This window comes from Stagnimonas sp. FW305-C-60, assembly GCF_058782965.1.
Genome location: NZ_JBYSYF010000002.1, coordinates 169,857 through 190,271 on the forward strand (window position 1 = coordinate 169,857; position 20,415 = coordinate 190,271).

General features: G+C 63.5%; 17 protein-coding genes. 2 read left to right on the forward strand and 15 right to left on the reverse strand.

Annotated elements, in window-relative coordinates; all coding sequences use genetic code 11:
- Positions 1–2: 2 nt before the first annotated feature.
- From AC3WT6_RS07705 to AC3WT6_RS07735, 7 genes are read right to left on the reverse strand one after another with little or no spacing between them, the layout of a single operon-like run.
- The gene (locus AC3WT6_RS07705; protein WP_492652999.1) at positions 3–2,096 is read right to left on the reverse strand and encodes a heavy metal translocating P-type ATPase; all 2,094 of its coding nucleotides are present in this window, start codon (positions 2,094–2,096) and stop codon (positions 3–5) included.
- Entirely contained in the window at positions 2,093–2,443 is a 351-nt protein-coding gene (locus tag AC3WT6_RS07710) for a P-II family nitrogen regulator (protein ID WP_492653000.1), read from the reverse strand. The genes AC3WT6_RS07705 and AC3WT6_RS07710 overlap by 4 nt, the downstream gene beginning before the upstream one ends.
- The gene (locus AC3WT6_RS07715; protein WP_492653001.1) at positions 2,440–5,613 is read right to left on the reverse strand and encodes an efflux RND transporter permease subunit; all 3,174 of its coding nucleotides are present in this window, start codon (positions 5,611–5,613) and stop codon (positions 2,440–2,442) included. Before AC3WT6_RS07715 ends, AC3WT6_RS07710 begins: the two co-directional genes overlap by 4 nt.
- Positions 5,614–5,625: 12 nt before the next feature.
- Positions 5,626–6,660 carry an efflux RND transporter periplasmic adaptor subunit gene (locus tag AC3WT6_RS07720; protein WP_492653002.1) on the reverse strand — a complete coding sequence of 345 codons (1,035 nt, stop codon included), beginning with the start codon at positions 6,658–6,660 and terminating at the stop codon, positions 5,626–5,628.
- A gap of 11 nt (positions 6,661–6,671) precedes the next feature.
- The gene (locus AC3WT6_RS07725; protein WP_492653003.1) at positions 6,672–7,931 is read right to left on the reverse strand and encodes a TolC family protein; all 1,260 of its coding nucleotides are present in this window, start codon (positions 7,929–7,931) and stop codon (positions 6,672–6,674) included.
- Between the two features lie 53 nt (positions 7,932–7,984).
- Positions 7,985–8,371: a hypothetical protein gene (locus tag AC3WT6_RS07730; RefSeq protein ID WP_492653004.1), complete on the reverse strand. Its 387-nt coding sequence runs from the start codon at positions 8,369–8,371 to the stop codon at positions 7,985–7,987.
- Positions 8,372–8,373: 2 nt separating this feature from the next.
- Entirely contained in the window at positions 8,374–9,015 is a 642-nt protein-coding gene (locus tag AC3WT6_RS07735; protein WP_492653005.1) for a cation efflux transmembrane domain-containing protein, read from the reverse strand.
- 77 nt (positions 9,016–9,092) lie between these two features.
- Here AC3WT6_RS07735 and cadR point away from each other — a divergent pair, with 77 nt between their 5' ends.
- On the forward strand, positions 9,093–9,557 hold the full coding sequence (gene cadR, locus AC3WT6_RS07740) for a Cd(II)/Pb(II)-responsive transcriptional regulator (RefSeq protein WP_492653006.1): 465 nt from the start codon (positions 9,093–9,095) through the stop codon (positions 9,555–9,557).
- On the forward strand, positions 9,557–9,889 hold the full coding sequence (locus AC3WT6_RS07745) for a YnfA family protein (protein ID WP_492653007.1): 333 nt from the start codon (positions 9,557–9,559) through the stop codon (positions 9,887–9,889). The genes cadR and AC3WT6_RS07745 overlap by 1 nt, the downstream gene beginning before the upstream one ends.
- An 80-nt stretch (positions 9,890–9,969) precedes the next feature.
- Here AC3WT6_RS07745 and AC3WT6_RS07750 read toward each other — a convergent pair whose 3' ends face one another.
- The 8 genes from AC3WT6_RS07750 to AC3WT6_RS07785 all read right to left on the reverse strand — a co-directional run bounded on the left by AC3WT6_RS07750 (position 9,970) and on the right by AC3WT6_RS07785 (position 20,364).
- Positions 9,970–10,425, reverse strand: a complete 456-nt coding sequence (locus AC3WT6_RS07750) for a heavy metal-responsive transcriptional regulator (protein ID WP_492653008.1) — start codon at positions 10,423–10,425, stop codon at positions 9,970–9,972.
- On the reverse strand, positions 10,422–13,562 hold the full coding sequence (locus AC3WT6_RS07755; RefSeq protein WP_492653009.1) for an efflux RND transporter permease subunit: 3,141 nt from the start codon (positions 13,560–13,562) through the stop codon (positions 10,422–10,424). The genes AC3WT6_RS07750 and AC3WT6_RS07755 overlap by 4 nt, the downstream gene beginning before the upstream one ends.
- On the reverse strand, positions 13,559–15,025 hold the full coding sequence (locus AC3WT6_RS07760; RefSeq protein ID WP_492653010.1) for an efflux RND transporter periplasmic adaptor subunit: 1,467 nt from the start codon (positions 15,023–15,025) through the stop codon (positions 13,559–13,561). The genes AC3WT6_RS07755 and AC3WT6_RS07760 overlap by 4 nt, the downstream gene beginning before the upstream one ends.
- Before the next feature lie 14 nt (positions 15,026–15,039).
- Positions 15,040–16,299 carry a TolC family protein gene (locus AC3WT6_RS07765; RefSeq protein ID WP_492653011.1) on the reverse strand — a complete coding sequence of 420 codons (1,260 nt, stop codon included), beginning with the start codon at positions 16,297–16,299 and terminating at the stop codon, positions 15,040–15,042.
- Positions 16,300–16,731: 432 nt separating this feature from the next.
- A complete protein-coding gene (locus AC3WT6_RS07770) occupies positions 16,732–17,136 on the reverse strand; it encodes a hypothetical protein (RefSeq protein ID WP_492653012.1) in 405 nt (134 codons plus the stop codon).
- Positions 17,137–17,270: 134 nt separating this feature from the next.
- On the reverse strand, positions 17,271–18,563 hold the full coding sequence (locus AC3WT6_RS07775) for an SMODS domain-containing nucleotidyltransferase (protein WP_492653013.1): 1,293 nt from the start codon (positions 18,561–18,563) through the stop codon (positions 17,271–17,273).
- Entirely contained in the window at positions 18,560–19,165 is a 606-nt protein-coding gene (locus tag AC3WT6_RS07780) for an SLATT domain-containing protein (protein WP_492653014.1), read from the reverse strand. Before AC3WT6_RS07780 ends, AC3WT6_RS07775 begins: the two co-directional genes overlap by 4 nt.
- Positions 19,166–19,242: 77 nt before the next feature.
- Entirely contained in the window at positions 19,243–20,364 is a 1,122-nt protein-coding gene (locus AC3WT6_RS07785) for a site-specific integrase (RefSeq protein ID WP_492653015.1), read from the reverse strand.
- Positions 20,365–20,415: the final 51 nt, after the last annotated feature.

Below are 20,415 nucleotides of genomic sequence, written 5' to 3' on the forward strand. Positions count from 1 at the left end.
CATCAGCCCGAAGCCGCTGCTGCGGTCTGTTCGGGGCCGGAGGCAGCCGCCGGAGTTTTGCCTTTGTAGGACAGCAGCCGCAGCGAATTGATGACCACGACCAGCGTCGAGCCTTCGTGAAACAGCACCGCCGTGCCGATGCTCAGGCCAAATATGGTCGAGGGGATCAGCACCGCCACTACGCCCAGGCTCACCCAGAGGTTCTGCTTGATGATGCGGCTGGTAGCGCGGGACAGGCCTACGGCGAAAGGCAGATGCGCGAGGTCGTCCGACATCAGTGCCACGTCAGCGGTCTCCAGCGCCACGTCCGAGCCTGCTGCGCCCATCGCGATGCCCACCGTGGCGTTGGCCATCGCGGGCGCGTCGTTCACACCATCGCCCACCATCGCCACCTTACCTTCGCTGGCGATGAGGGCCTTGATAGTCTCCACCTTGTGCTCCGGCATCAGGTCGCCGCGCGCTTCGGTGAGGCCCACCGTTTTCGCTACCGCATCAGCCACCTGCTGGTTGTCGCCAGACAGCATGATCATTTTTTTGATGCCCAGCGCCTGCAACTCGCGCATAACCTGCGCGGCCACCGGGCGCGGCGTATCCATAACGCCGATCACGCCCAGGTAGCGGCTGCCGCGCCACACGATCATGGTGGTGCGGCCCGTCTCCACCAAGGTTCGATTGGCCTGGCTCACATCGGCCGGCACCGGCGTATCGGCCATTTCGGTGAACAGCACCGGCTTGCCGATGAATACCACGTCGCCCGCCACCAGCGCCTTGATGCCGCGCCCGGTGATGCTTTCAACCTCGGCAATCGCCAGCGCCTCCGCCTTGTCCTTGAGGCGTTCCCCAGCACCGTTGACGATGGCCAGCGCCAGCGGATGGTCGCTCTGCTTCTCGACGGCGAGCGCGACATTCAGCAGCTCCTCCTCGGTGCTGCCCTCGGCGGCGATCACATCGGTGAGCCGGGGCTTGCCCTCGGTGAGCGTGCCGGTCTTGTCGAAGGCGATGGCGGTGAGCGTGCCGAGGTTCTCCAGCGGCCCGCCGCCCTTCACCAGCACACCGCCGCGCGCCGCGCGCGCCACGCCGCTCAGCACCGCGCTCGGCACCGAGATGGCCAGCGCGCAGGGACTGGCCGCGACCAGCACCGCCATGGCGCGGTAGAAGCTGGCGGCAAAGGGCTCGTCCACCACCATCCAGGCCAGCATCAGCAATCCCACCAGCACCAGGATCGTCGGCACGAAGATGCGCTCGAAGCGTTCGGTGAGCTGTTGCGTCGGCGAGCGTTGCGCTTCGGCGTCCGTCACCATCTTCACCACCCGCGCCATCGTCGATTGGTCGGCGCGACGAGCCACGCTCACCTCGATGGCGCCCGCGCCATTGATGGTGCTGGCGAACACCCGGTGCTGCGGAGCCAGCTTGTCGAAGGCGGCAAGGGCAGCAGCCAGATCCTTCACCGGCTCCTTGTCCACCGGCACGCTTTCGCCCGTGACCGGAGCTTGGTTGACGGCGCTGTTGCCCAGCACCACCACGCCGTCGGCCGGCAGGCGCTCGTTGGGCCGCACGATGAGCACATCGCCCACCTGCAATTTCTCGACGGCGATTTCCTCCGTCTTGTCGCCACGGCGAACGGTAGCGACTTCGGGTGCGAGCTTGGCCAGAGCCTCGATGGCGCGGCGGGCGCGGCCCATCGCAAACTGCTCCAGCGAATGGCCGAGACTGAACAGGAACAGCAGCAGCGCGCCCTCGGCCCATTTGCCCAGTGCTGCCGCACCTACAGCGGCGACGAGCATCAGGGTGTCGATCTCGAAGCGCTTCGCGCGCAGGTTCTCGACGGCCTCGCGCAGGGTGTAGAAGCCGCCGAAGAAGTAAGCCGCGACGAACGAAGCCGTCGGCAACCACACGGGACCGATAGCCTGTCGTGCCAGCAACCAGCCAGCGAGTGCGAAAGCACCCGCCAGCAGCGCGAAGATCAGCTCGGACTTCTCACCGAAAATGCCTGCGTTTTCGTGATGGTGACCGCCCGCTTCGCCTTTGCTCTCCGCATGATCGTGGCCGTCTTCGTCCGGCGGCTGGCGATGCGCATCGGCCTTGCTTGCGCTCATGGCCGCGCCCCCGGTGGTGCCGGGGGCTGCTGCGATCCACCAATGGCAATCACCTGCTCGGCCGGGCTGACATAGATGTAACCGGAAACGTGCGGCCCGACGCGCGCCACCGTGCTGATGACGGAAGTCGCGGCTTCGACTTCCTGATCCTCGACGACCAGAGACAGCCGAACCTCGGAGATCACCAGCCCACCTGCCTCGGCGGTGAAATCCTGCTCGCTCTCGGTGATGGGCTTGAGCATCCCGCGCACGTCATGCAGGGTCAGGTTGCGGAATCCCGCGTCCGCCAGTGCCTCCACGACACTGGCGGCACGAACGTGATGGATGAAGGCTTTGATGAGTTTCATGCGTGGGACTCCTGGATGACGGCAACCGGCTCGACCGCTTCGCGCTTGCGCCGATAGGCCAGGCGATACAGCCCCGGCAGAACCAGCAAGGTCAGCAGCGTCGAGGACACGATGCCGCCGATGACCACGGTCGCCAGCGGACGCTGCACCTCGGCACCGGTGCCGGTGTTGAGCGCCATCGGCAGAAAGCCGAGTGCGGCGACCAGCGCCACCATCAGGATCGGCCGCAGGCGCAGCATCGCGCCCTCGCGGATGGCGGTGTCGATGTCGTCGCCATTCGCCAGCCGCTCGCGGATGGCGGAGACCATCACCACGCCGGTGAGCACCGCCACACCGGAGAGCGTGATGAAGCCGACGCCCGCAGTGATCGACAGCGGGATGTTGCGCATCCACAGCGCGATCACGCCGCCGGTGAGCGCCAGCGGCACGCCACTGAACACCAGCGCCGCATCTTTCGCGGAGCCAAAGGTCATCAGCAGCAGGCCGAAGATCAGCACTAGCGTAACCGGCACCAGCACCGACAGCCGCTGCGAGGCCGACTGCAACTGCTCGAAGGTGCCGCCGTAATCCAGCCAGTAGCCGGTCGGCAGCTTTACCTCGCTGGCGATCTTCTGCTGCACTTCCGCCACGAACCCGCCCAGGTCGCGGCCGCGCACGTTGGCCGAGACCACCAGGCGGCGCTTGCCGTTCTCGCGGCTGATCTGGTTGGGGCCGGGCGCGAGCTTGAGGCTGGCGACTTCGCCCAGCGGCACGAAGGACATCCCGCCGGCGGCTGCATCGTCATCCTTGGGCAGTGGGATCGGCAGCCGTTCCAGCGCGGCCAGATCGCCACGCAGGCGTTCCGGCAGGCGCACGACCAGCGCGAAGCGCTGATCGCCCTCGAACACCTGACCGGCTTCCTCGCCGCCGGTCGCCGCCGCGAGCACGTCCTGCACGTCGGACACGTTGAGACCGTATCGATACAGCGCCGCGCGATTGGGCTCGACCGAGAGCACCGGCAGACCGGCGATCTGTTCGACCTTCACGCCTTCGGCGCCGGGAATGGTATTCACCACCTTCGCGATGGCGTTGCCGCTCTTCAGCAGTTCATCGAGATTGTCGCCATAGAGCTTGATACCCAGATCAGAACGCACACCGGAAATCAGCTCGTTGAAGCGCAACTGGATCGGCTGGCTGATCTCGAAAGCGTTGCCGGGAATGCCTTCCAGCTTCTTCTCGATTTCCAGCGCCAGCTCGGCCTTGGTCTTGGTCGGATCAGGCCATTCCTTGTGCGGCTTGAGCATGATGTAGCCGTCGGAGATGTTGGGCGGCATCGGGTCGGTGGCGACTTCGGCCGTGCCCACGCGCGAGAAGTAGGTCTTCACCTCCGGCATCGACATCACCGCCCGCTCCAACTGGAACTGCATCTCCAGCGATTGCGTCAGGCTGGTGCCGGGGATGCGCAGCGCCTGCACGGCGAGGTCGCCCTCGTCGAGGCTGGGGATGAACTCCGACCCCATGCGCGAAGCCACCCAGCCGCAGCCGACCACCAGCGCGACCGCCGCGACGACGAAGACCACGCGCAGCTTGAGCGCGGTTTCCAGCACCGGCGCGTAGATGCGCTTGGCATTGCGGACGATGAAGTTGTCCTTCTCCTCGATCTTGCCGCTGAGAAACAGCGCGACAGCGGCGGGCACGAAGGTCAGCGACAGCACCAGCGCCGCGAGCAGGGCCATGATGACGGCCAGCGCCATCGGCTTGAACATCTTGCCTTCCACGCCGGTGAGCGCCAGCAACGGCAGGTTCACGAGGATGACGACGAGCACGCTGATGAGGCTGGGCGTGAACACTTCCTTGGTGGCGGTGAAGACGGTGTGGAAGCGTTCTTCCAGCGTCAGCAAACGGCCGTGATGATGCTGTTGCGCCGCCAATCGCAGGATGCAGTTCTCGACGATGATGACCGCGCCATCGACGATCAGGCCGAAGTCCAGCGCGCCCAGCGACATCAGGTTGGCGCTGACTTTCGTCTCGACCATTGCGGTCATCAGCATCAGCATCGACAGCGGAATCACCATCGCGGTGAGCAGCGCGGCGCGCACATTGCCCAACATCAGCAGCAGCACCACGACGACCAGAATCGCGCCTTCGAGCAGGTTCTTCTGCACGGTGGCGATGGTCTTGTCCACCAGCACAGTGCGGTCATAAACCGGGTCGGCGGTCACGCCTTCGGGCAAGGTCTTGTTGATCTCCGCGAGCTTGCTGGACACCGCGTAGGACACGGTGCGGCTGTTGTCGCCGATCAGCATGACCGCCGTGCCGAGCACCGCTTCCTCGCCATCGCGCGTCGCCGCGCCCGTGCGCAGCTGCTTGCCGAAGGCGACTTCTGCGACATCGCGCACGGTAATCGGCACACCGGCGCGATGCGCCACGATCACTCGCTCCAGCGCGGGAATGTCGGCGACCTGGCCGGGTGAGCGGATCAGATACTGCTCGCCGTTCTTCTCGATGTAGCCCGCGCCGACGCTGGCGTTGTTCTTCTCGATGGCCTTCACCACGTCGTCGAAGCTCAGCCCATAGGCCAAGAGACGCGCCGGGTCGGGCGTGATGTGGAACTGCTTTTCAAAACCACCGATGGTGTTGACCTCGGTCACGCCCTGCACCTGCCGCAACTGCGGACGGATCACCCAGTCCTGCAAGGTGCGCAGCGCGGTGGCATCCCAGGGCTGGCCGTTGGCCTGTCGGGCTTTCTCATCGGCGTGGACGGTGTAGAGAAAGATTTCGCCCAAGCCCGTGGCAATCGGCCCCATCGCGGGTTCGATGCCATCCGGCAACTGGCTCTTGGCCTGCTGCAGACGCTCGGCGATGAGATTGCGCGCCCAGAAGATGTCGGTGCCGTCCTTGAAAATTACCGTCACTTGCGAGAGGCCATAGCGCGACAGCGAGCGGGTTTCTTCCAGATTGGGCAGACCGGCGATGCCGACCTCGACCAGGTAGGTGATGCGCTGCTCGACTTCGAGCGGCGAAAAGCCGGGCGCACTAGTGTTGATCTGCACCTGCACATTGGTGATGTCGGGCACTGCATCAATCGGCAGCCGCTGGTAGTTCCAGAGGCCCACCGCAGCCACGGCCAGCACCATGAACAGAACCACCCAGCGGCGGGCGATGGAGAACTTCAATAGGGAGTCGATCATGTCGTTCTCCCGTTAATGACCGTGCTCGGCAGAACCTTTGCCGAGTTCAGCCTTGAGGATGAAGCTGTTGGCGGCGGCATAGCGGTCGCCTGCGGCCAGCCCTTCGAGCACTTCCGACAGTTCGCCACCGGTGCGGCCGAGCTTCACGGGGCGAGGCTCGAAGCCGTCGGCGTCCAGCGCGAACACCACGTCGCGGCCTTCAAGGTTTTGCACTGCCGAGCTTTTGATGGCGAGCGGCACAGCGGTTTCGGCAAGGGTGACTTCGGCCGTGACGTTCAAGCCTGGCGACCAGCGGCGCTCGCTGTTGTCGAGCAGCACGCGCGCGCTCAGCGTCTGGTTGGCGGCACTGCCGAAGGGTGCGACATAGACCAGCTTGCCCTCGGCAGAGAGCGCCGTGTCAGTGCCCTTGACGCGCACCGACTGGCCGACGCGCACCTTGGCCACGTCACGCGGGAACAGCGACAGTTCGACCCACACGGTCGAAAGATCAGCCACCGTGAACAGGCTTTCGGAACCGGCCTGCGCACCCGGATTGGCGCTGCGTTCGGTGACCACGCCCGACAGCGGCGAGATCAGGGCATAGCTGCGCAGGCTCTCGTTGCTTTCGATGATGGCGAGCGATTCGCCCTTTTTCACCGCGTCGCCCACTTTCTTCGACACGCTCTGAATCACGCCGGGGAAGCGGGCCGAAACCTGCAAAACCCGCTCGGCGTTGGGGGTGATGACGCCGTAGAGCGGCATGGATTCCCGGATGCGGCTTGGCTCGACCGCCGCCAGCGCGATGCCAGCGGCCTTGATCTGCTCGGCGCTCAGCTTGACGACACCTTCGCCTTCTTCATGGCCTTTCTCGCCTTCCTCATGTCCTGCTTCGCCGTGGCCCTTATCGGCATTTCCGCCCTCAGCACCCTCCTTGTGGTCCTTGTCTTCCTTGGCAGGCGATTCGGCCTTGGCGGCTTCTGGGCTGGGGGTTTCGGCCTTGCCGCAAGCGGCCAGTGCAAATGCAGTCAGCAGCAGAACGGCGGGTGTAAAAGCTATTTTGTTTTTCATGGTCAGGTTTCTTAGCGGCTCACGGCAGTGCCGGTGAGCCGTTCGATTTCGATGAGGGTCAGGTGGTATTCGGTCGCCGCGTCAATGAGGCTGTCGCGCACGGCGAGCAGCTCGCGCTGGGCATCCACCAGTTCCAGATAGCTGTAGCGCCCGCGCTCGTAGGCGTATTCGGTGTTCTTGAGTGCGGCTTCCATGCGCGGTAGCGCACGCTCGCGCAGGGCTGTCACCTCGCGGCTGCGATCCAGCAGCTCGCGGTAGTTGCGGAAGAGTTGTGTGCGCGCCTTCACCAGCGCTGCGGCCTGCTCCGCGACGGCGCCTTCTTTCAGCGCCTGCGCTTCGGCGATCAGGCCCTGGTTCTTGTTGTAGATCGGCAAGGGGACGCCAACCGAGAACACCAACGCGGTGTCCTGCGTGGCTTGCAAGCGACGCAGACCCGCACCGACCTCGATGCCGGGCTTGCTGCTGGCCAGCGCCAGGCTGATCTCGGAATCGCGCAAGCGCCCTTCGCTGAGGTAACGAGTCAGGTCTGGAGTCTTTTCGAGGGCCAGCAAGAGCTGGTCGTAGTCCGCGACCGGCGGCAGCGCGTAGAGGTCGGCAGAGGCCGCGCCAAAGTCGGGACGTGCATCGCCCCACGAGGCCGCGAGGTCATACCGCGCAGCGAGTAGTTCGTGCTCGGCGTGCGCGTCGGCCACCTTCGCGCGTTCCAGTGCGACGGCGGCGCGGTCTTGCTCGGCTTCAGGGGATTTGGCCGCAGCGACGCGGCGTTCCACGGCCTTGGCCGTCTTCTCGGCCAGTTCCACCGCAAGGTGCGTGAGCTGGTGTTCCTCCTGCTGGCTCACCAGCGCCACGAAGCGGCGCGCGGTTTCGCCAATCACGTCGAGGCGGCGGATATGGCCCTCGGCCTCCAGCCCCTCGCGCTCGGTGGTGGCGACAGCCACGCGCTTGTCTCGCAGCCCGCCCAGCTCGATGAGCTGGCTCAGACCCAGAGTGAGTTCAGCACCCTTGAGGCCCTTGGTATCGCCGGTGCCCAGCACGTTTTCCAGCGTGCTGTTGAACACCGGGTTGGGCTTGAACCCGGCTTGCGTGACACGTCCATCGTTGGCCTTCAGTACATATTGATAGGCCGCAAGATCGGGGTTGGATTTCAGGGTGCGCGACAGGGCGTCGCGCAAGGTCAGAGCGGGTTCTTCCGTCCGTGCAGCGGTGTGCAGGCCAAAGGCCAGCGTGGCCGCGAGCGCAATGCGCCCCGTGGCAGTGAATCGAGAAAACATGGGTAACTCCCAAACAGCATGAACAGCCGCCGGTCAGGGCGGGCCTTGAGTGTTCAAGCGAGGGAGATCGGCGGGCCGCGCAAGGGCGGTGCGAAATGCGGCGGATGGGCTGCAAGGACTCGTGGCGGGCCGCGCGGAGCGACCACGGTAAGCAGCTGCACCGCAGGGGGTGCGACTTCGGGCGCTACCGGCAGCGGCGCGGAAAAGTCCGGGAACTCCAGCTGCACGGTCGAGCTGACCGCAGCCAGAAAGTCGACCTCGCGGTCATCGCCATCGTCTTCCGCATGATGGTCACCAAAGAGGAAGCCGTTGTCGGCGTAGTGCGCGCTGGCGTGTTTCACCCCGACTTCCAGACCCGCACAGGCGTGCAGGTGCATGCCCACCAGCCTCGTCATCACGAGGCTGATGCAGATGATCCAGAAGGCAATGCCGTTGCGCATGACTAGAACTGTAGCACCCTTGAGTCGGATACCTGGGTCAGCTCGGAACGCGCCTGCCGAATGACCTGGGTGGCACCCGACAAGCCCAGCACCGCCATCAACGCCGCCACGCCGAGATCGGGCCAGGCACTGCCAGTGCCGAAGACGCCGAGCGCCGCCAACAGGATGGCGAGATTGCCGATGGCATCGTTGCGTGAGCACAGCCAGACCGAACGCATGTTGGCGTCGCCGTCGCGGTAGGCATAGAGCAGCGCTGCCACGCCAAGATTGGAAATCAATGCCACGCTACCGACCACGCCCATCGTTAGAGCATGAGGAACTACCCCGGTCAGTCCGTTCCAGGCAGTCTGCCCCAGCACATAAAAGCCGTAAGCAGCCATCGACGCGCCCTTGAACAGCGCCGTGCGGGCTCTAGCGGCGAGTCCCATCGACAGCACGAACAGGGAGATCCCGTAGTTGGTGGCATCTCCAAAGAAGTCCACGGCGTCGGCGAGCAGCGACGCCGAACTAGCGCCCCGGCCCGCAACGACTTCGACGCCGAACATGGCCAGATTGACGATCAGCGCGATCCACAGAACGCGCCGGTAGCTCGCCGGGATCGGCTTCGCAGTGGCGCGCGGTGTGTCGCAGCAGTGGGCAGACATCGCTGATCTCCAGCGGATTCGATGCGACGAGTAGACACCCTGTAGTAACTTCAGGGTCAAGCCTTGGAGCATCCGGCATGCAGACAACCTACAAAATCGGCGACCTAGCCACCCGGCTGGCGGTGCCGGTCGAGACCATCCGCTACTACGAGCGCGAGGCTCTCTTGCCCAAGCCCGCGCGGAGCGACGGCAACTACCGCCTCTACACGCAGGTCGAGCGCGAGAGGCTGGAGTTCATCCTCAACTGCCGCGCGCTAGACATGACCCTGCAGGAGATTCGCAGCCTGCTGCGGCTGCGCGATGCCCCGGAGCTGGGTTGCGGCGAGGTCGATGCCGTGTTGGATGAGCACATCGGGCATGTCGAGGATCGTATCCGTGTGCTGCAAGGGCTACAGAGCCAGCTCAATGCCCTGCGCTCACGTTGCCAAAATCCGCAAGCCTCGAAGCAGTGCGGAATCTTGCAGGGCCTTGCGGAAGCGCCGGCGACCCGTCGCCAAGGCTCCGAGGCCACAGGACCCCATCCGCGTCAGAAGGGCATGTGATGCAGACCGCGACGACAGTGGGACTATTCCTGCTGACCGCCTTGGCCGAAATTGTGGGCTGCTATCTGGTGCTGATTTGGGCGAAGCGAGGAGCGAGCAGCTGGAGCCTGCTCGGAGCCGCCTTGTCGCTGGCAGTTTTCGCCTGGCTGCTAACTCGCCATCCCGCCGAATCGGGGCGGGTGTATGCCGCGTACGGCGGCGTTTACACCTGCTCCGCGCTGGCATGGCTTTGGATCGTGGATCGCGTGATTCCGAACAGCTTCGATGTTGCTGGGGTGGCGCTGATTGGCATCGGATGCGGCGTAATCATCATGGGCTCCCTGAAGCAGTGACTGGACGTTATCGGCAACCGCCTTGACGATCCGCCATTTGGGGCCATGGTTACGTCAGTCGCAGGCCGAGCCCGAGCCGACTAGGACTTCGATTCCCCGCGTGCCTGTGATCTCGGCTCGGCATCAGGCGCAGAAAGCGCAGTCAAAATCGGGCAATCGCGAACGGTACCTTTCCCCGGACAACTCGCGATGAGTTCGACCAGCCCGGTGCGAACGCGCTGAAGTTCAGTGAGCTTTAAATCGACGTCCACAAGCTTGGCAGCCGCCGCTTGGCGGAGCTGAACCATCTCGGACGGTTCACCGGATTGTCGCTGGTCACTCAGACGTAGCAACTCCATGATTTCCGGCAGCCCGAATCCAAGCGACTTCGCGCGCCGGATAAAGCCCATGCGTTGCAGTGAGTCTGACGGGAAGAGCCGATAGCCGCTGTCGCTGCGTACCGCAGCTGCCAGCAGCCCGATTTGCTCATAGTGCCTCACGGTCTCGGCTCCGACACCGGCGGCACGGGCCAGTTTGCTGACGGTGTATGCCGTCATGGCTGTACTCCCTTTAAGCTCCGTCTGCGCATCAAGAGATACGCGGCTGGAACTACGAACATCGACAACAGCGGTGCGGTGATCATGCCACCCACCATGGGTGCTGCGATCCGCTGCATGATCTCGCTGCCCGTGCCCGCACCCCAGAACAGGGGCAGCAAGCCGGCGATGATGACCGCGACAGTCATCGCCTTGGGTCGCACCCGAAGGACGGCGCCTTCCACAATGGCTTCTTCCAGATCGGCGACGGATTTCAGCTCACCGCGCTGCTGCCGCTGAGCGATGGCCTGCTGAAGGTAGATCAGCATGATGACCCCGAACTCCGCCGACACTCCGGCCAGAGCTATGAAGCCGACGCCACTGGCAACCGACAGGTTGTGACCCAAACCGAAGATCAGCCAAAGCCCACCCACCAGCGCGAATGGCAAGGTCGCCATGATGAGAAGCGCCTCGCCGAAGTTGCGGAAGGTGAGATAGAGCAGCAGCAAGATGATGGCGAGCGTGAACGGCACCACCAGTTGCAGGCGCTTGGCCGCGCGCTCCAGATACTCGAACTGCCCCGACCAGGCGATGGAATAACCGGCAGGCAATTGCACCTGCTCGGCGACCGCCTTCTTCGCGTCGGCGACATAGCCACCCAGATCGCGGCCGCGGATGTCCACATACACCCAGCCATTGGGACGGGCGTTCTCCGACTTGATCATTGGCGGGCCATCGGCGATTTCGATTTCGGCGATTTGCCCCAGCGTCACCGTCGCGCCCTTCATGGTGACGATGGGCAGTTCGCGTAGATCGGTAAGCGAATCCCGCAACTCGCGCGGGTAGCGCAGGTTGATGGGAAAGCGCTGCAGGCCCTCCACCGTCTCCCCGATGTTCTCACCGCCGATGGCAAGCGCGACGATACGTTGCACGTCGGCAATGGATAGGCCGAGTCGAGCAGCGGCGATACGGTCAGGATGGATCTCGATATAGCGGCCGCCAGAGACGCGCTCGGAGAACGCCGAGGAAGTGCCAGGTATCGCCTTCACCACATGCTCGACTTCCGTGCCGAGCCGCTCGATTACGGCCAGATCAGGACCGGCGATCTTGATGCCCACTGGCGACTTGATGCCGGTGGCCAGCATGTCGATGCGGTTGCGGATGGGGTTGACCCAGACATTGCCCATGCCGGGAATCTTGAGCGCGGCATCCATCTCTTCAATCAGCTTTTCCGTGGTCAGCCCCGCGCGCCATTCCGACTTGGGCTTGAGCTGCACTGTGGTTTCCACCATCTCCAGAGGCGCCGGATCGGTGGCTGTCTCGGCGCGGCCGATCTTGCCGAACACACGCTTCACTTCGGGAAAGGTGCGCAGGATGCGGTCGGTCTTTTGCAGAATCTCCGCACCCTTGCCGACTGCCAGGCCGGGCAGCGCAGTAGGCATATAGAGCAGGTCGCCCTCGTCGAGTGGCGGCATGAACTCGCTGCCGAGATTCAATGCCGGCCAAACCGACAGCACCATTGCTATTGCCGCAATCGCCAGTGTCATGCGCGGGTGCCGCAACACGGCGTAGATGCCGGGTCGGTAGATGGCGATGAGGAAGCGGTTGAGCGGGTTCTTCTGCTCGTCTTGGATCTTTCCCCGGATGAACCAGAACATCAGAACCGGAATCAGCGTCACTGACAGACCGGCTGCAGCCGCCATTGCATAGGTCTTGGTGTAAGCCAGCGGCGCGAACAGGCGCCCCTCCTGCGCTTGCAGGGTGAACACCGGCACGAAGCTCAGGGTGATGATGAGCAGCGAGAAGAACAGCGCCGGGCCGACTTCCGCAGCAGCATCGGCGATCACCTGCAATCGCTCGGCACCTTCAGGGTCACGACCGTCATGCTCGTGCTTGAAGTGTTCGAGCTTCTTGTGGGCGTTCTCGATCATCACCACGGCGGCGTCCACCATCGCTCCGATGGCAATGGCGATCCCGCCCAGCGACATGATGTTGGCGTTGATGCCCTGCGACTTCATCACGATAAACGCGATGAGGATGCCCAGTGGCAGCGTGAGAATGGCCACCAGTGCCGAGCGCAGATGAAACAGGAAGATCACGCAGATCACCGCGACGACCAAAAACTCTTCGATCAGCTTGTGCGAGAGGTTCTCGACAGCGCGGTTGATGAGGGCGGAGCGGTCGTAGGTCTCGACGATCTCCACCCCCTTGGGCAGGCTGGCCTTGAGCGTTTCGAGCTTGGCCTTCACGGCCTCGATGGTGCTGGCGGCATTGGTGCCCGAACGCAGCACGATGACGCCACCCACCACTTCGCCCTCGCCATCGAGTTCTGCCACACCGCGTCGGGTTTCCGGACCCAGCTGCACGGTGGCGACGTCACGTAGCAGGATGGGGGTGCCGCCATCACCAAGCCCCACCGGAATGGCGTGGAAGTCATCGAGCGTTTTCAGATAGCCGCGTGCGCGCACCATGTATTCCGCCTCGGCCAGTTCCAGCACCGAACCGCCGGTTTCGCCATTGGCGTCCTGTACGGCTTTCAGTACCGTCTCAACCGGCAGCTTGAACGCCCGCAGCCGGGAGGGATCGAGCACGATTTGATACTGCTTGTTGAAGCCGCCCAGCGTCGCCACTTCGGCCACGTTGGGCACGGTCTTCAGCTCGTACTTCAGGAACCAGTCCTGCAAGGCGCGGAGCTGGCTGATGTCCTGACCGCCGCTGCGATCCACCAGCGCGTACTCGTAAATCCAGCCGACGCCGGTGGCATCCGGTCCCAGCGCGGCGCGGGCGTTGGCGGGTAAGCGTCCCTGGACCTGGCTCAGGTATTCCAGCACCCGCGAGCGCGCCCAGTAGAGGTCAACGCCGTCCTCAAACAGGATGTAGACGAAGCTCTCGCCGAACAGCGAATAGCCGCGCACGGTCTTCGCATACGGCACCGAGAGCATGGTGGTGGTGAGCGGATACGTCACCTGATCCTCCACGACCTGCGGCGCCTGACCCGGAAAGGTGGTGCGGATGATGACCTGGGTATCCGAGAGATCAGGAATCGCGTCCAGCGGCGTGCTGTAGGCCGAGTAGCTGCCCCAGCCGGCCAGCATGAGCGCGACCAGCAGCACCAGGAAGCGGTTGTGAACGCTCCAGTGGATCAGGCGTGCGATCACGGCACCTTCTCCTTCGCCGTGCCCTGCATCTGATCCATATTCTTCATGTCGTGCACGCCATCGGCGTTGGTCATGGTTGGCATACCGCCATCGTTCTTGCCCTCCATTCCATCCATGGCGCCGCCCGCACCGATGCGCTGATAGGCGCCAAGAAGACTCGCTTCGGAGTCGATCAGGAATTGGCCGGATACCACTACGTCCTGACCTTGCTCCAGGCCAGATAGCACAACGGTTTCCCCGTTGCGCTCTGGGCCGACTTCTACGGCGGCCGGGCGGTAATGGCCTTCACCTTCGGCCACCATCACGACGGTGCGAGTGCCGGTGCGAATCACTGCTTCGCTGGGCACCAGCACGACGTTCTCCTGTGGACCGCCGAACAGGCTCACGTCGGCAAACATGCCGGGGCGCAGCGCACTGTCGGCGTTGTCGAACACCAGCCGTGCTTTCAGCGTGCGAGTCGTGCTGTCGAGGGAGGGATAGAGGTAGTCCACACGGCCCTCGAAAACCCTGCCGGGCAGCGATTTCAGTCGTGCTTCGGCGCTACGGCCTTCCTTCACCCAGCCCGCCTGTACCTCCGGGATTTCGACCAGCAGCCAGACCTGGGAAAGATCCGCGAGCTTCATCAGCGGCATGCCGGGCGACAGCTGCGCGCCCTCGCGCACCATCAGATCCACCACGAAACCCGACGTTGAGGCGAACACCCCGGACTGGCTACCGGTACCGGAGCCGCCGCCCAGCAGGCGTAGGCGTTGCTGGCTGGCCTTGGCCAGGGAGGCATCCCCGGAGTCCTCGGCGAGCTTGAGTTCCTGCCTGGCCGCGAACAAATCGGGCGAGTAAAGCGCCGCCAGCCGCTGACCCTTCTTGATCACGTCGCCTTCGGCACGCACGTCGAGGCGCTCGATCCAGCCCGCGGTACGGGATTCCACGGTCACGATTCGACGTTCATCGAGCACCACGCTGCCGACGGCTTCGACGCGCTGAAAGAACGTGCCGGTCTTGGCCGGCGCGGTGCGCAGGCCAAGGTTCTGCGCCATGCGCGGATCGATCTCCACCACGGTGCCTCCGGCGGCGCCGTCGTCATACTTGGGCACCAGCTGCATATCCATGAACGGCGACTTTCCCGGCTTGTCGAAATGCTGCGTAGGCACCATCGGGTCGTACCAGTACAGGGGCTTCGGTGAGCCGCTGGACATACCCATCTCCTCGTTCTCGCCCATTCCCTCCCTGTCGCTCATGGCGGCTTCCTGCCGTTTGACGAGCTTCATTCCGCAGATCGGGCAGTTGCCAGGCTCTCCCTGCTTCACCTGCGGGTGCATGGCGCAGGTGTAGTAGGTCTTGCCTTGCGCATCGACGCGCTTTTCGATCTGGTGCTTGTGGGGGGCTTCGGGCTGTGCCAGCCACCAGCCACCACCGGCGGCGGCCACGGCGATCAGAGACAACACGACAATGATCTTGGTCTTCATGGGTGTTTACCGAATTAGGGTGCGAAGTAACGCAGCTGCACTTGATGCTTGGCGGAGTCGGCCTGCAGATCGAGCTTCTGCATGGCCAGTTCGAGCGCCATGCGGCGAGCATCGAGTACGTCCTTGAGCAGTCCGTTGCCGGCGCCATAGGCGGCAAGCGCGGCATCGACGCGGGCGCGGGATTGCGGCAGAAGCGAACTGTCGTAGCGGGCTAGCCGTTCCTGCAGCAGCTGCCAGTCTTCGGCGTTCATGCGGATCTCTGCGCGGTGCTCACGCAGCGCATCATCCAGCCGGGACTGCTGAGCAGCCTGGATGGCCTTAGCCGCTTCGAGCTGCTTGTCCTGACGATTGCCGGTGAACAGTGGCAAGGGGATTTCGACCTGCACATTGGCGTAGTCGGCAAACGCCGGGCGATGGCCGTAACCCACGGTCAGCGCCCAGTCGGGGTGGTAATCCTGCCGAGCCATCTGCACCTGGTTTTCGGCAATGGCGACTTTCTTCGCCTCGGCCAGGAAATGCGGATGGGTGGCGAGCGCCGTCGTCAGCACGGCCACATCGGGGACCGTCTCTGCGGGCAAGTCCGGGCAGATGGGGTTGAACGCGGCCTCGCCAACCCAGCGAGCCAAGCTGTTGCGATAGTGGCGTGATTGCTGGGCAAGGCCTGCCATCTGCTCGCGCAGGGATTCCGCATCGACCCGCGCAGCCAGCACCTCGGCCTGTGTGGCTCGGCCTGCGCTGTAGGAAATCTCCAGAGCCTTGGCCTGTCGCTCGGCTTCGACAAGACTTTTCCGTGCGAGCTGACGGGCCGCTTCCGCCCTCCACACATCGAGCCAGGCAAGGCCGGTTTCACGGGCGATCATTCGTTGGGCCGCCAGACGCTCGGCGTCGGATGTCTCCGCCTCGCGCTCCGCCTGCTCTCGCCGGAGTTTGAGTTTCTCGGCTCGCGGAAACTGCTGACGCAGACCCGCCATGATCTGGGTGTCTGACTCCTTGCGCAGCGTGAACCGGTCAGAGCCTTCGATGGTCAGGTCGCTGATACCGACGCTCAGACTCGGGTCGGGTAGCTCTCCTGCCGCAATGGCTCGCTGGCGGGCGGCACGAGCTTCCGCATCCAGCGCATCCAACTGCGGCTGGTGTTGCATCGCGAGTGCGGTGGCGTCATCCAGACTTATGGCCACGAGGGCGTCGGATGGGTCTTGTGCGAAGGCTGCCGGCGCACTGGCGACCCAGAACGCAGCAACCAGACCAAAAAAGATGGTGTTGGGGCATTTCATCAATGGCTCCGTGGAAGGCCCTGCGCGGTACCCGCGCAGGGCACAAGGATCAGCGGCGAACAGGAACTGTGCTGCGCGGACCGACCCAGCGAACGGCTTCCGTCGTAAACACCGCTGGCTGCGGGGCCACCTAAGAAATCGGCGACGGGATGGTCTGGCGCGGTCCGTGGAACGGTGCGCCCAGGTTGCGCATCGGGGCCGGTGCTGTCCGGGAGACGGAAGCTCCCGTGCCGGGTTTCCAGTCGAGATCGACGGGACGCGCGTGAGCAGCAGCGACGAAGCCAACCGACAGGGCGGCAACCGTCAGGGCACGGGTAAAGCGGGGGATTGAAGCAAACATAGCAAGCCTCTCAAATGACAGTAGGAGGTGCGGCCGAATGGCCACACAGGTCATGAGCCATCACCGTGCGCGAAGCCGGTGATGGGCGGCGCTTAGAGCCGCAGGCGAGCCGTGGTGAGGTAGGTTCGAGTGCCAGTGCCCGAAGGGGGGCCGCGGGCGGGAGGCGGCATCGAAACGAGACGAGGAGCCGGTTCGGCGATGACCCACATCGTCACCGGCACCACCGTGAAGGTGGGCAGGTCGAGAGCGGGCACCTTGGCGACCGCGCCCGGTTGCTGGTCATCCAGCGCGGAGGTGGTGACCACATCGCAGCAACGAGCTTTTTCTGCCCCGACGCTGGCGGAAGACGAATCCTTGCGCTGCGCCTGGTGCTCCTGGTGCCCGTGCTTGCAGCAGCACATCGCCCGCACCATTTCCAAGCGATCCATCTGGCACGCATAACCCGTCGTGACCCACGACAGGCTGAGTGCAAGGAGAATGGATATGACGTTACGCATGGAGTTGGTTGATTTTTACAGGCAGACCATAAACCTTGGGGCTACCCCCAGGTCAAGGCCCGATGGCCCACTGAAGCAGTACGAGCTGTCATGACCAGTCCATGCTCAATGGCCTAAAAATCTCAGTGCCCGACCTAGATTGGGACCGGGATTCGCTCACGAGCTATGCAAATCCCGTTCTTGATTGCATAGGCCTCTACGTAATGGTCGCCTGCGAAATCTGCCGTTTCGAATTTCTCATTGGTGCCGTCATCAGGTTCGAGTTCGCCCCTCAGCTTGTTCATATTTTTCGACTCGGTTGGGCGATTGCGGACCTTCCAAAGGACCTCGAAAGCTCCTGGGATGTCATGACTCGCGATGTGAAAGCGCAGCCTCCTCCCGAAGGGAACCCTCATCTTTTGGCGTAGGCGGCTTCTCAGCTGATTGACGAACTTGGCGCCGTCTAGTTCGTCGCACTCCAGAACGATGGTGTTGCGGATATCGACTGGCACCCGATCTTCGATGAACTGCTCTGGATCTCGATACCCGGCCGCTTCTACCGACTTTTCCAGCGCCATTTCGGTGGTCTTCGGGAACTGCCGTCCGAACACCTGCCGCCACAAATCGGCCTGCTTCCGCTCCGAGGTCTCGTCGAGCGCGCTCTGGCACCGTTTCGCCGCCTTCTTGGCCTTGGCCTGGAAGTTGGCCTTGCACCGTACTCGTTGGTTACTCCCAGGGGCCTTCCAGTATTCCTGATCAGGTAGGTTGGCCATGTAGGAAAACAGGGCTACGCAAAGTTCCGGATAGTCCTTGTACGTGGCATCGTCGAACTCGTTCGTTTGATTGAAAAAGTTGTATGCAAGGGTATCGATCAGCAATCCGCCAACGCCGACGCCCATCCTGTTTTTCCAGGCCCGTAACATCTTGCAGGCGTTTTTGAGGTTGCCGTGCGTCTCGGTGTCGAGGTCGTTGACTGCTTTGATCTCGGGGCGCGGCATCGTCGTTTTCCACGAGCCGCCGTTGTTGGTGTCCCCGTGAAGATAGTTGCCATCTGCGTCTTTGAAGGCGGGCAACACCTCCACACGGTAGCCAGTGAAATTCACCCCAACGACTTGTCCGTCGGCGACCACATCGGATTTGGGATAGCGCTTCAGTAATGAGGTGCGAACCTCCTGGAGCATGGTCGACGGACCATTGCCCGCGAGCTTTTTGTAGCGCTCCAGATTCTCTGGCGGTAGCTCGAACACCATGTCGAGATCGCTGATGCCATTGATCGCCGTATGGCGGCCATACGAGCCGATTTGCAGGCTGTGAACCGTGTCCGATTCGACGTCCCAGAAGTCGAGATTCAGCCGCGTCGTGATATTGCAATACTTCGTCGAGATGTCCGAAGCATTGGTGACCTTCAGGTTGTCCCGGAAAGTCGAGAAAAGCGTGGCCGCGCTCATGGCGTGACCACCGGGCAGACGAAATAGAACCGAACCAGCAGCACGATGGCGCTTACCAGAATCAATGGCAACGAAACGGCGGCGCTGAGCGGAATCTTGTCGCGCCAGAACCGGAACCTCAGCTGCTCGTCGATCCAGCCGATTTGCGCCTGCCAGAAGAACTTGTAGTGCGCGTACCAGTCGCTCAGGAAGATATGCTTGCTGGAGCCGGTTTGCTGCGAACTCGAAAGGACAGCCTGATAGCGCTGCTTCAGGTCATCGAAGCTGTCGCCGTCACTCCGGCTCTGGATCTCGAAATAGATGGCTCGCAGGTTGGTGAAGTGCCCCGTGAGAGCCTCACCGTGTCGGCAGTATTCGTGTCGGCCGTCCTGATACGAATTGAAGTACATGGACGCGATGCCAACAATCAGCACCAGGGCGGCCAAGGTGTGATCTTCAAACAGAGGGTTTATCAGGGCCAGCACGCCAAGCGCCAAGGTGATCAGCGAGATCCACCCAGGCGCTTTCTCGACGATGTCGTAGGTCGCGAAGTGTTTTTTTGCGGCGTAGCCGATGTTGTAGCCGCTCTCGGCGACTTCCCTCAGAAACAGGTCCTTTTTCATCCCGGCCCCTTGTTGTCGGCGCCTCACCCCTGAGGCACGTCTGACCGGATGTTACCTGCTTTGCAGCAGGCCCCGCGTCAGCGCTTCCGGCCCACTTGCAGAAGGTCAGATGCCTTGCTGGAAAGCACGTCTCCAACGTCGGAATAGCGCACGACGCTCGTCGTCAACTTGTGGCCAGTCATCGCCATCGTCTGGGCAAGCGGAATGTCGTTCAGGCCGGCCTCGGTGACGAATCCGCGCCGCAGGCTGTGTCCGGCAAAATCGCCCGGCAGGCCAGCCATCGCGGCGCGCCGCTTCACGATGGCCGCGGCGGCATGCGCCGAGAGCCGATCACCGACCTTGGGGCCCCACAGTCTCCGAAAGAGGGGCCCCTCGGTGATCTTGGCGGCCTCCAGCCAACGCTTCAGCGCGATGGCCGCTTCTCCCTTCACTGGCTTCGGCCCGCTATCGCCGGTTTTCGAGCGGCGCATGCGAAAAATTGCCGTCTCGGCGCCCATCCATTCGAGATCACGGACCTCGGCGCCGGAGATTTCCGAGCGACGGCGACCGCCGCTGGTCCAGCCGAACAGCAGCAGCGCGCGATCACGGAGGCCTTCGAGGGACTCGTCGCAGGTGTCCAGCATGGCGTCGAGACCATCCTGCGTCGCCGCCGTCTTGGTGCGGGCGTCTTGGCCAAGCTCCTTGGCGATCTTCCGGCAATCCGACAACAGCCGGCGGACTGCAGCTTCTTGGCAAGGGCTGTCCAGCCCGCGCTCATGGTGGGCCCAGGAGAGGATGGCCACCCGGTGATTGATGGTCGTCATCCGGTGCAGTCCGGGCTCGGCCTTGTAACCGGCCTCCACCAACGCTTGGTCGACTTCCAAGGGCATCCGATTCTGGAGCGTGAGGACCGGTTCGCCGCGCGCCGTCGGAACCCGCTCGGGATGCCCGAAGTGATCGAGGATGAAGAGCTGCACGTGTGCCAAGCTAACGGGCAGCGCGAGCGGGATGCCGAGTCGTAGCTGCATCCAGGCGCCGATGTAGCGGAGCGCCTTGGCATAGGAGGTCCAAGTGGCGCCCGGAGTGGCCACGAGGCGAATAGCCTCGACCGCACGGGATACCTGCGCTTCAAGACTGGCGGTGGAGTCCGCCCGACAGCTATCGGGCGCCACTAGAGCGCCAGTGGGGAGGATGGCGATCGACGTGTCTGATTCCTGCATATTTATAACGTATTCTGTATTATTTACTACGGTTGGAAGCCTGTACTTACG

Coding starts and splice junctions, on each gene's coding strand:
- AC3WT6_RS07720 (WP_492653002.1), bottom strand. CDS start 6,660: ATGAAAAACAAAATAGCTTTTACACCCGCCGTTCTGCTGCTGACTGCA.
- AC3WT6_RS07780 (WP_492653014.1), bottom strand. CDS start 19,165: ATGAAAAAGGACCTGTTTCTGAGGGAAGTCGCCGAGAGCGGCTACAAC.
- AC3WT6_RS07745 (WP_492653007.1), top strand. CDS start 9,557: ATGCAGACCGCGACGACAGTGGGACTATTCCTGCTGACCGCCTTGGCC.
- AC3WT6_RS07710 (WP_492653000.1), bottom strand. CDS start 2,443: ATGAAACTCATCAAAGCCTTCATCCATCACGTTCGTGCCGCCAGTGTC.
- AC3WT6_RS07785 (WP_492653015.1), bottom strand. CDS start 20,364: ATGCAGGAATCAGACACGTCGATCGCCATCCTCCCCACTGGCGCTCTA.
- AC3WT6_RS07765 (WP_492653011.1), bottom strand. CDS start 16,299: ATGAAATGCCCCAACACCATCTTTTTTGGTCTGGTTGCTGCGTTCTGG.
- AC3WT6_RS07730 (WP_492653004.1), bottom strand. CDS start 8,371: ATGCGCAACGGCATTGCCTTCTGGATCATCTGCATCAGCCTCGTGATG.
- AC3WT6_RS07715 (WP_492653001.1), bottom strand. CDS start 5,613: ATGATCGACTCCCTATTGAAGTTCTCCATCGCCCGCCGCTGGGTGGTT.
- AC3WT6_RS07725 (WP_492653003.1), bottom strand. CDS start 7,931: ATGTTTTCTCGATTCACTGCCACGGGGCGCATTGCGCTCGCGGCCACG.
- AC3WT6_RS07775 (WP_492653013.1), bottom strand. CDS start 18,563: ATGAGCGCGGCCACGCTTTTCTCGACTTTCCGGGACAACCTGAAGGTC.
- AC3WT6_RS07705 (WP_492652999.1), bottom strand. CDS start 2,096: ATGAGCGCAAGCAAGGCCGATGCGCATCGCCAGCCGCCGGACGAAGAC.
- AC3WT6_RS07750 (WP_492653008.1), bottom strand. CDS start 10,425: ATGACGGCATACACCGTCAGCAAACTGGCCCGTGCCGCCGGTGTCGGA.
- cadR (WP_492653006.1), top strand. CDS start 9,093: ATGCAGACAACCTACAAAATCGGCGACCTAGCCACCCGGCTGGCGGTG.
- AC3WT6_RS07770 (WP_492653012.1), bottom strand. CDS start 17,136: ATGCGTAACGTCATATCCATTCTCCTTGCACTCAGCCTGTCGTGGGTC.
- AC3WT6_RS07760 (WP_492653010.1), bottom strand. CDS start 15,025: ATGAAGACCAAGATCATTGTCGTGTTGTCTCTGATCGCCGTGGCCGCC.
- AC3WT6_RS07735 (WP_492653005.1), bottom strand. CDS start 9,015: ATGTCTGCCCACTGCTGCGACACACCGCGCGCCACTGCGAAGCCGATC.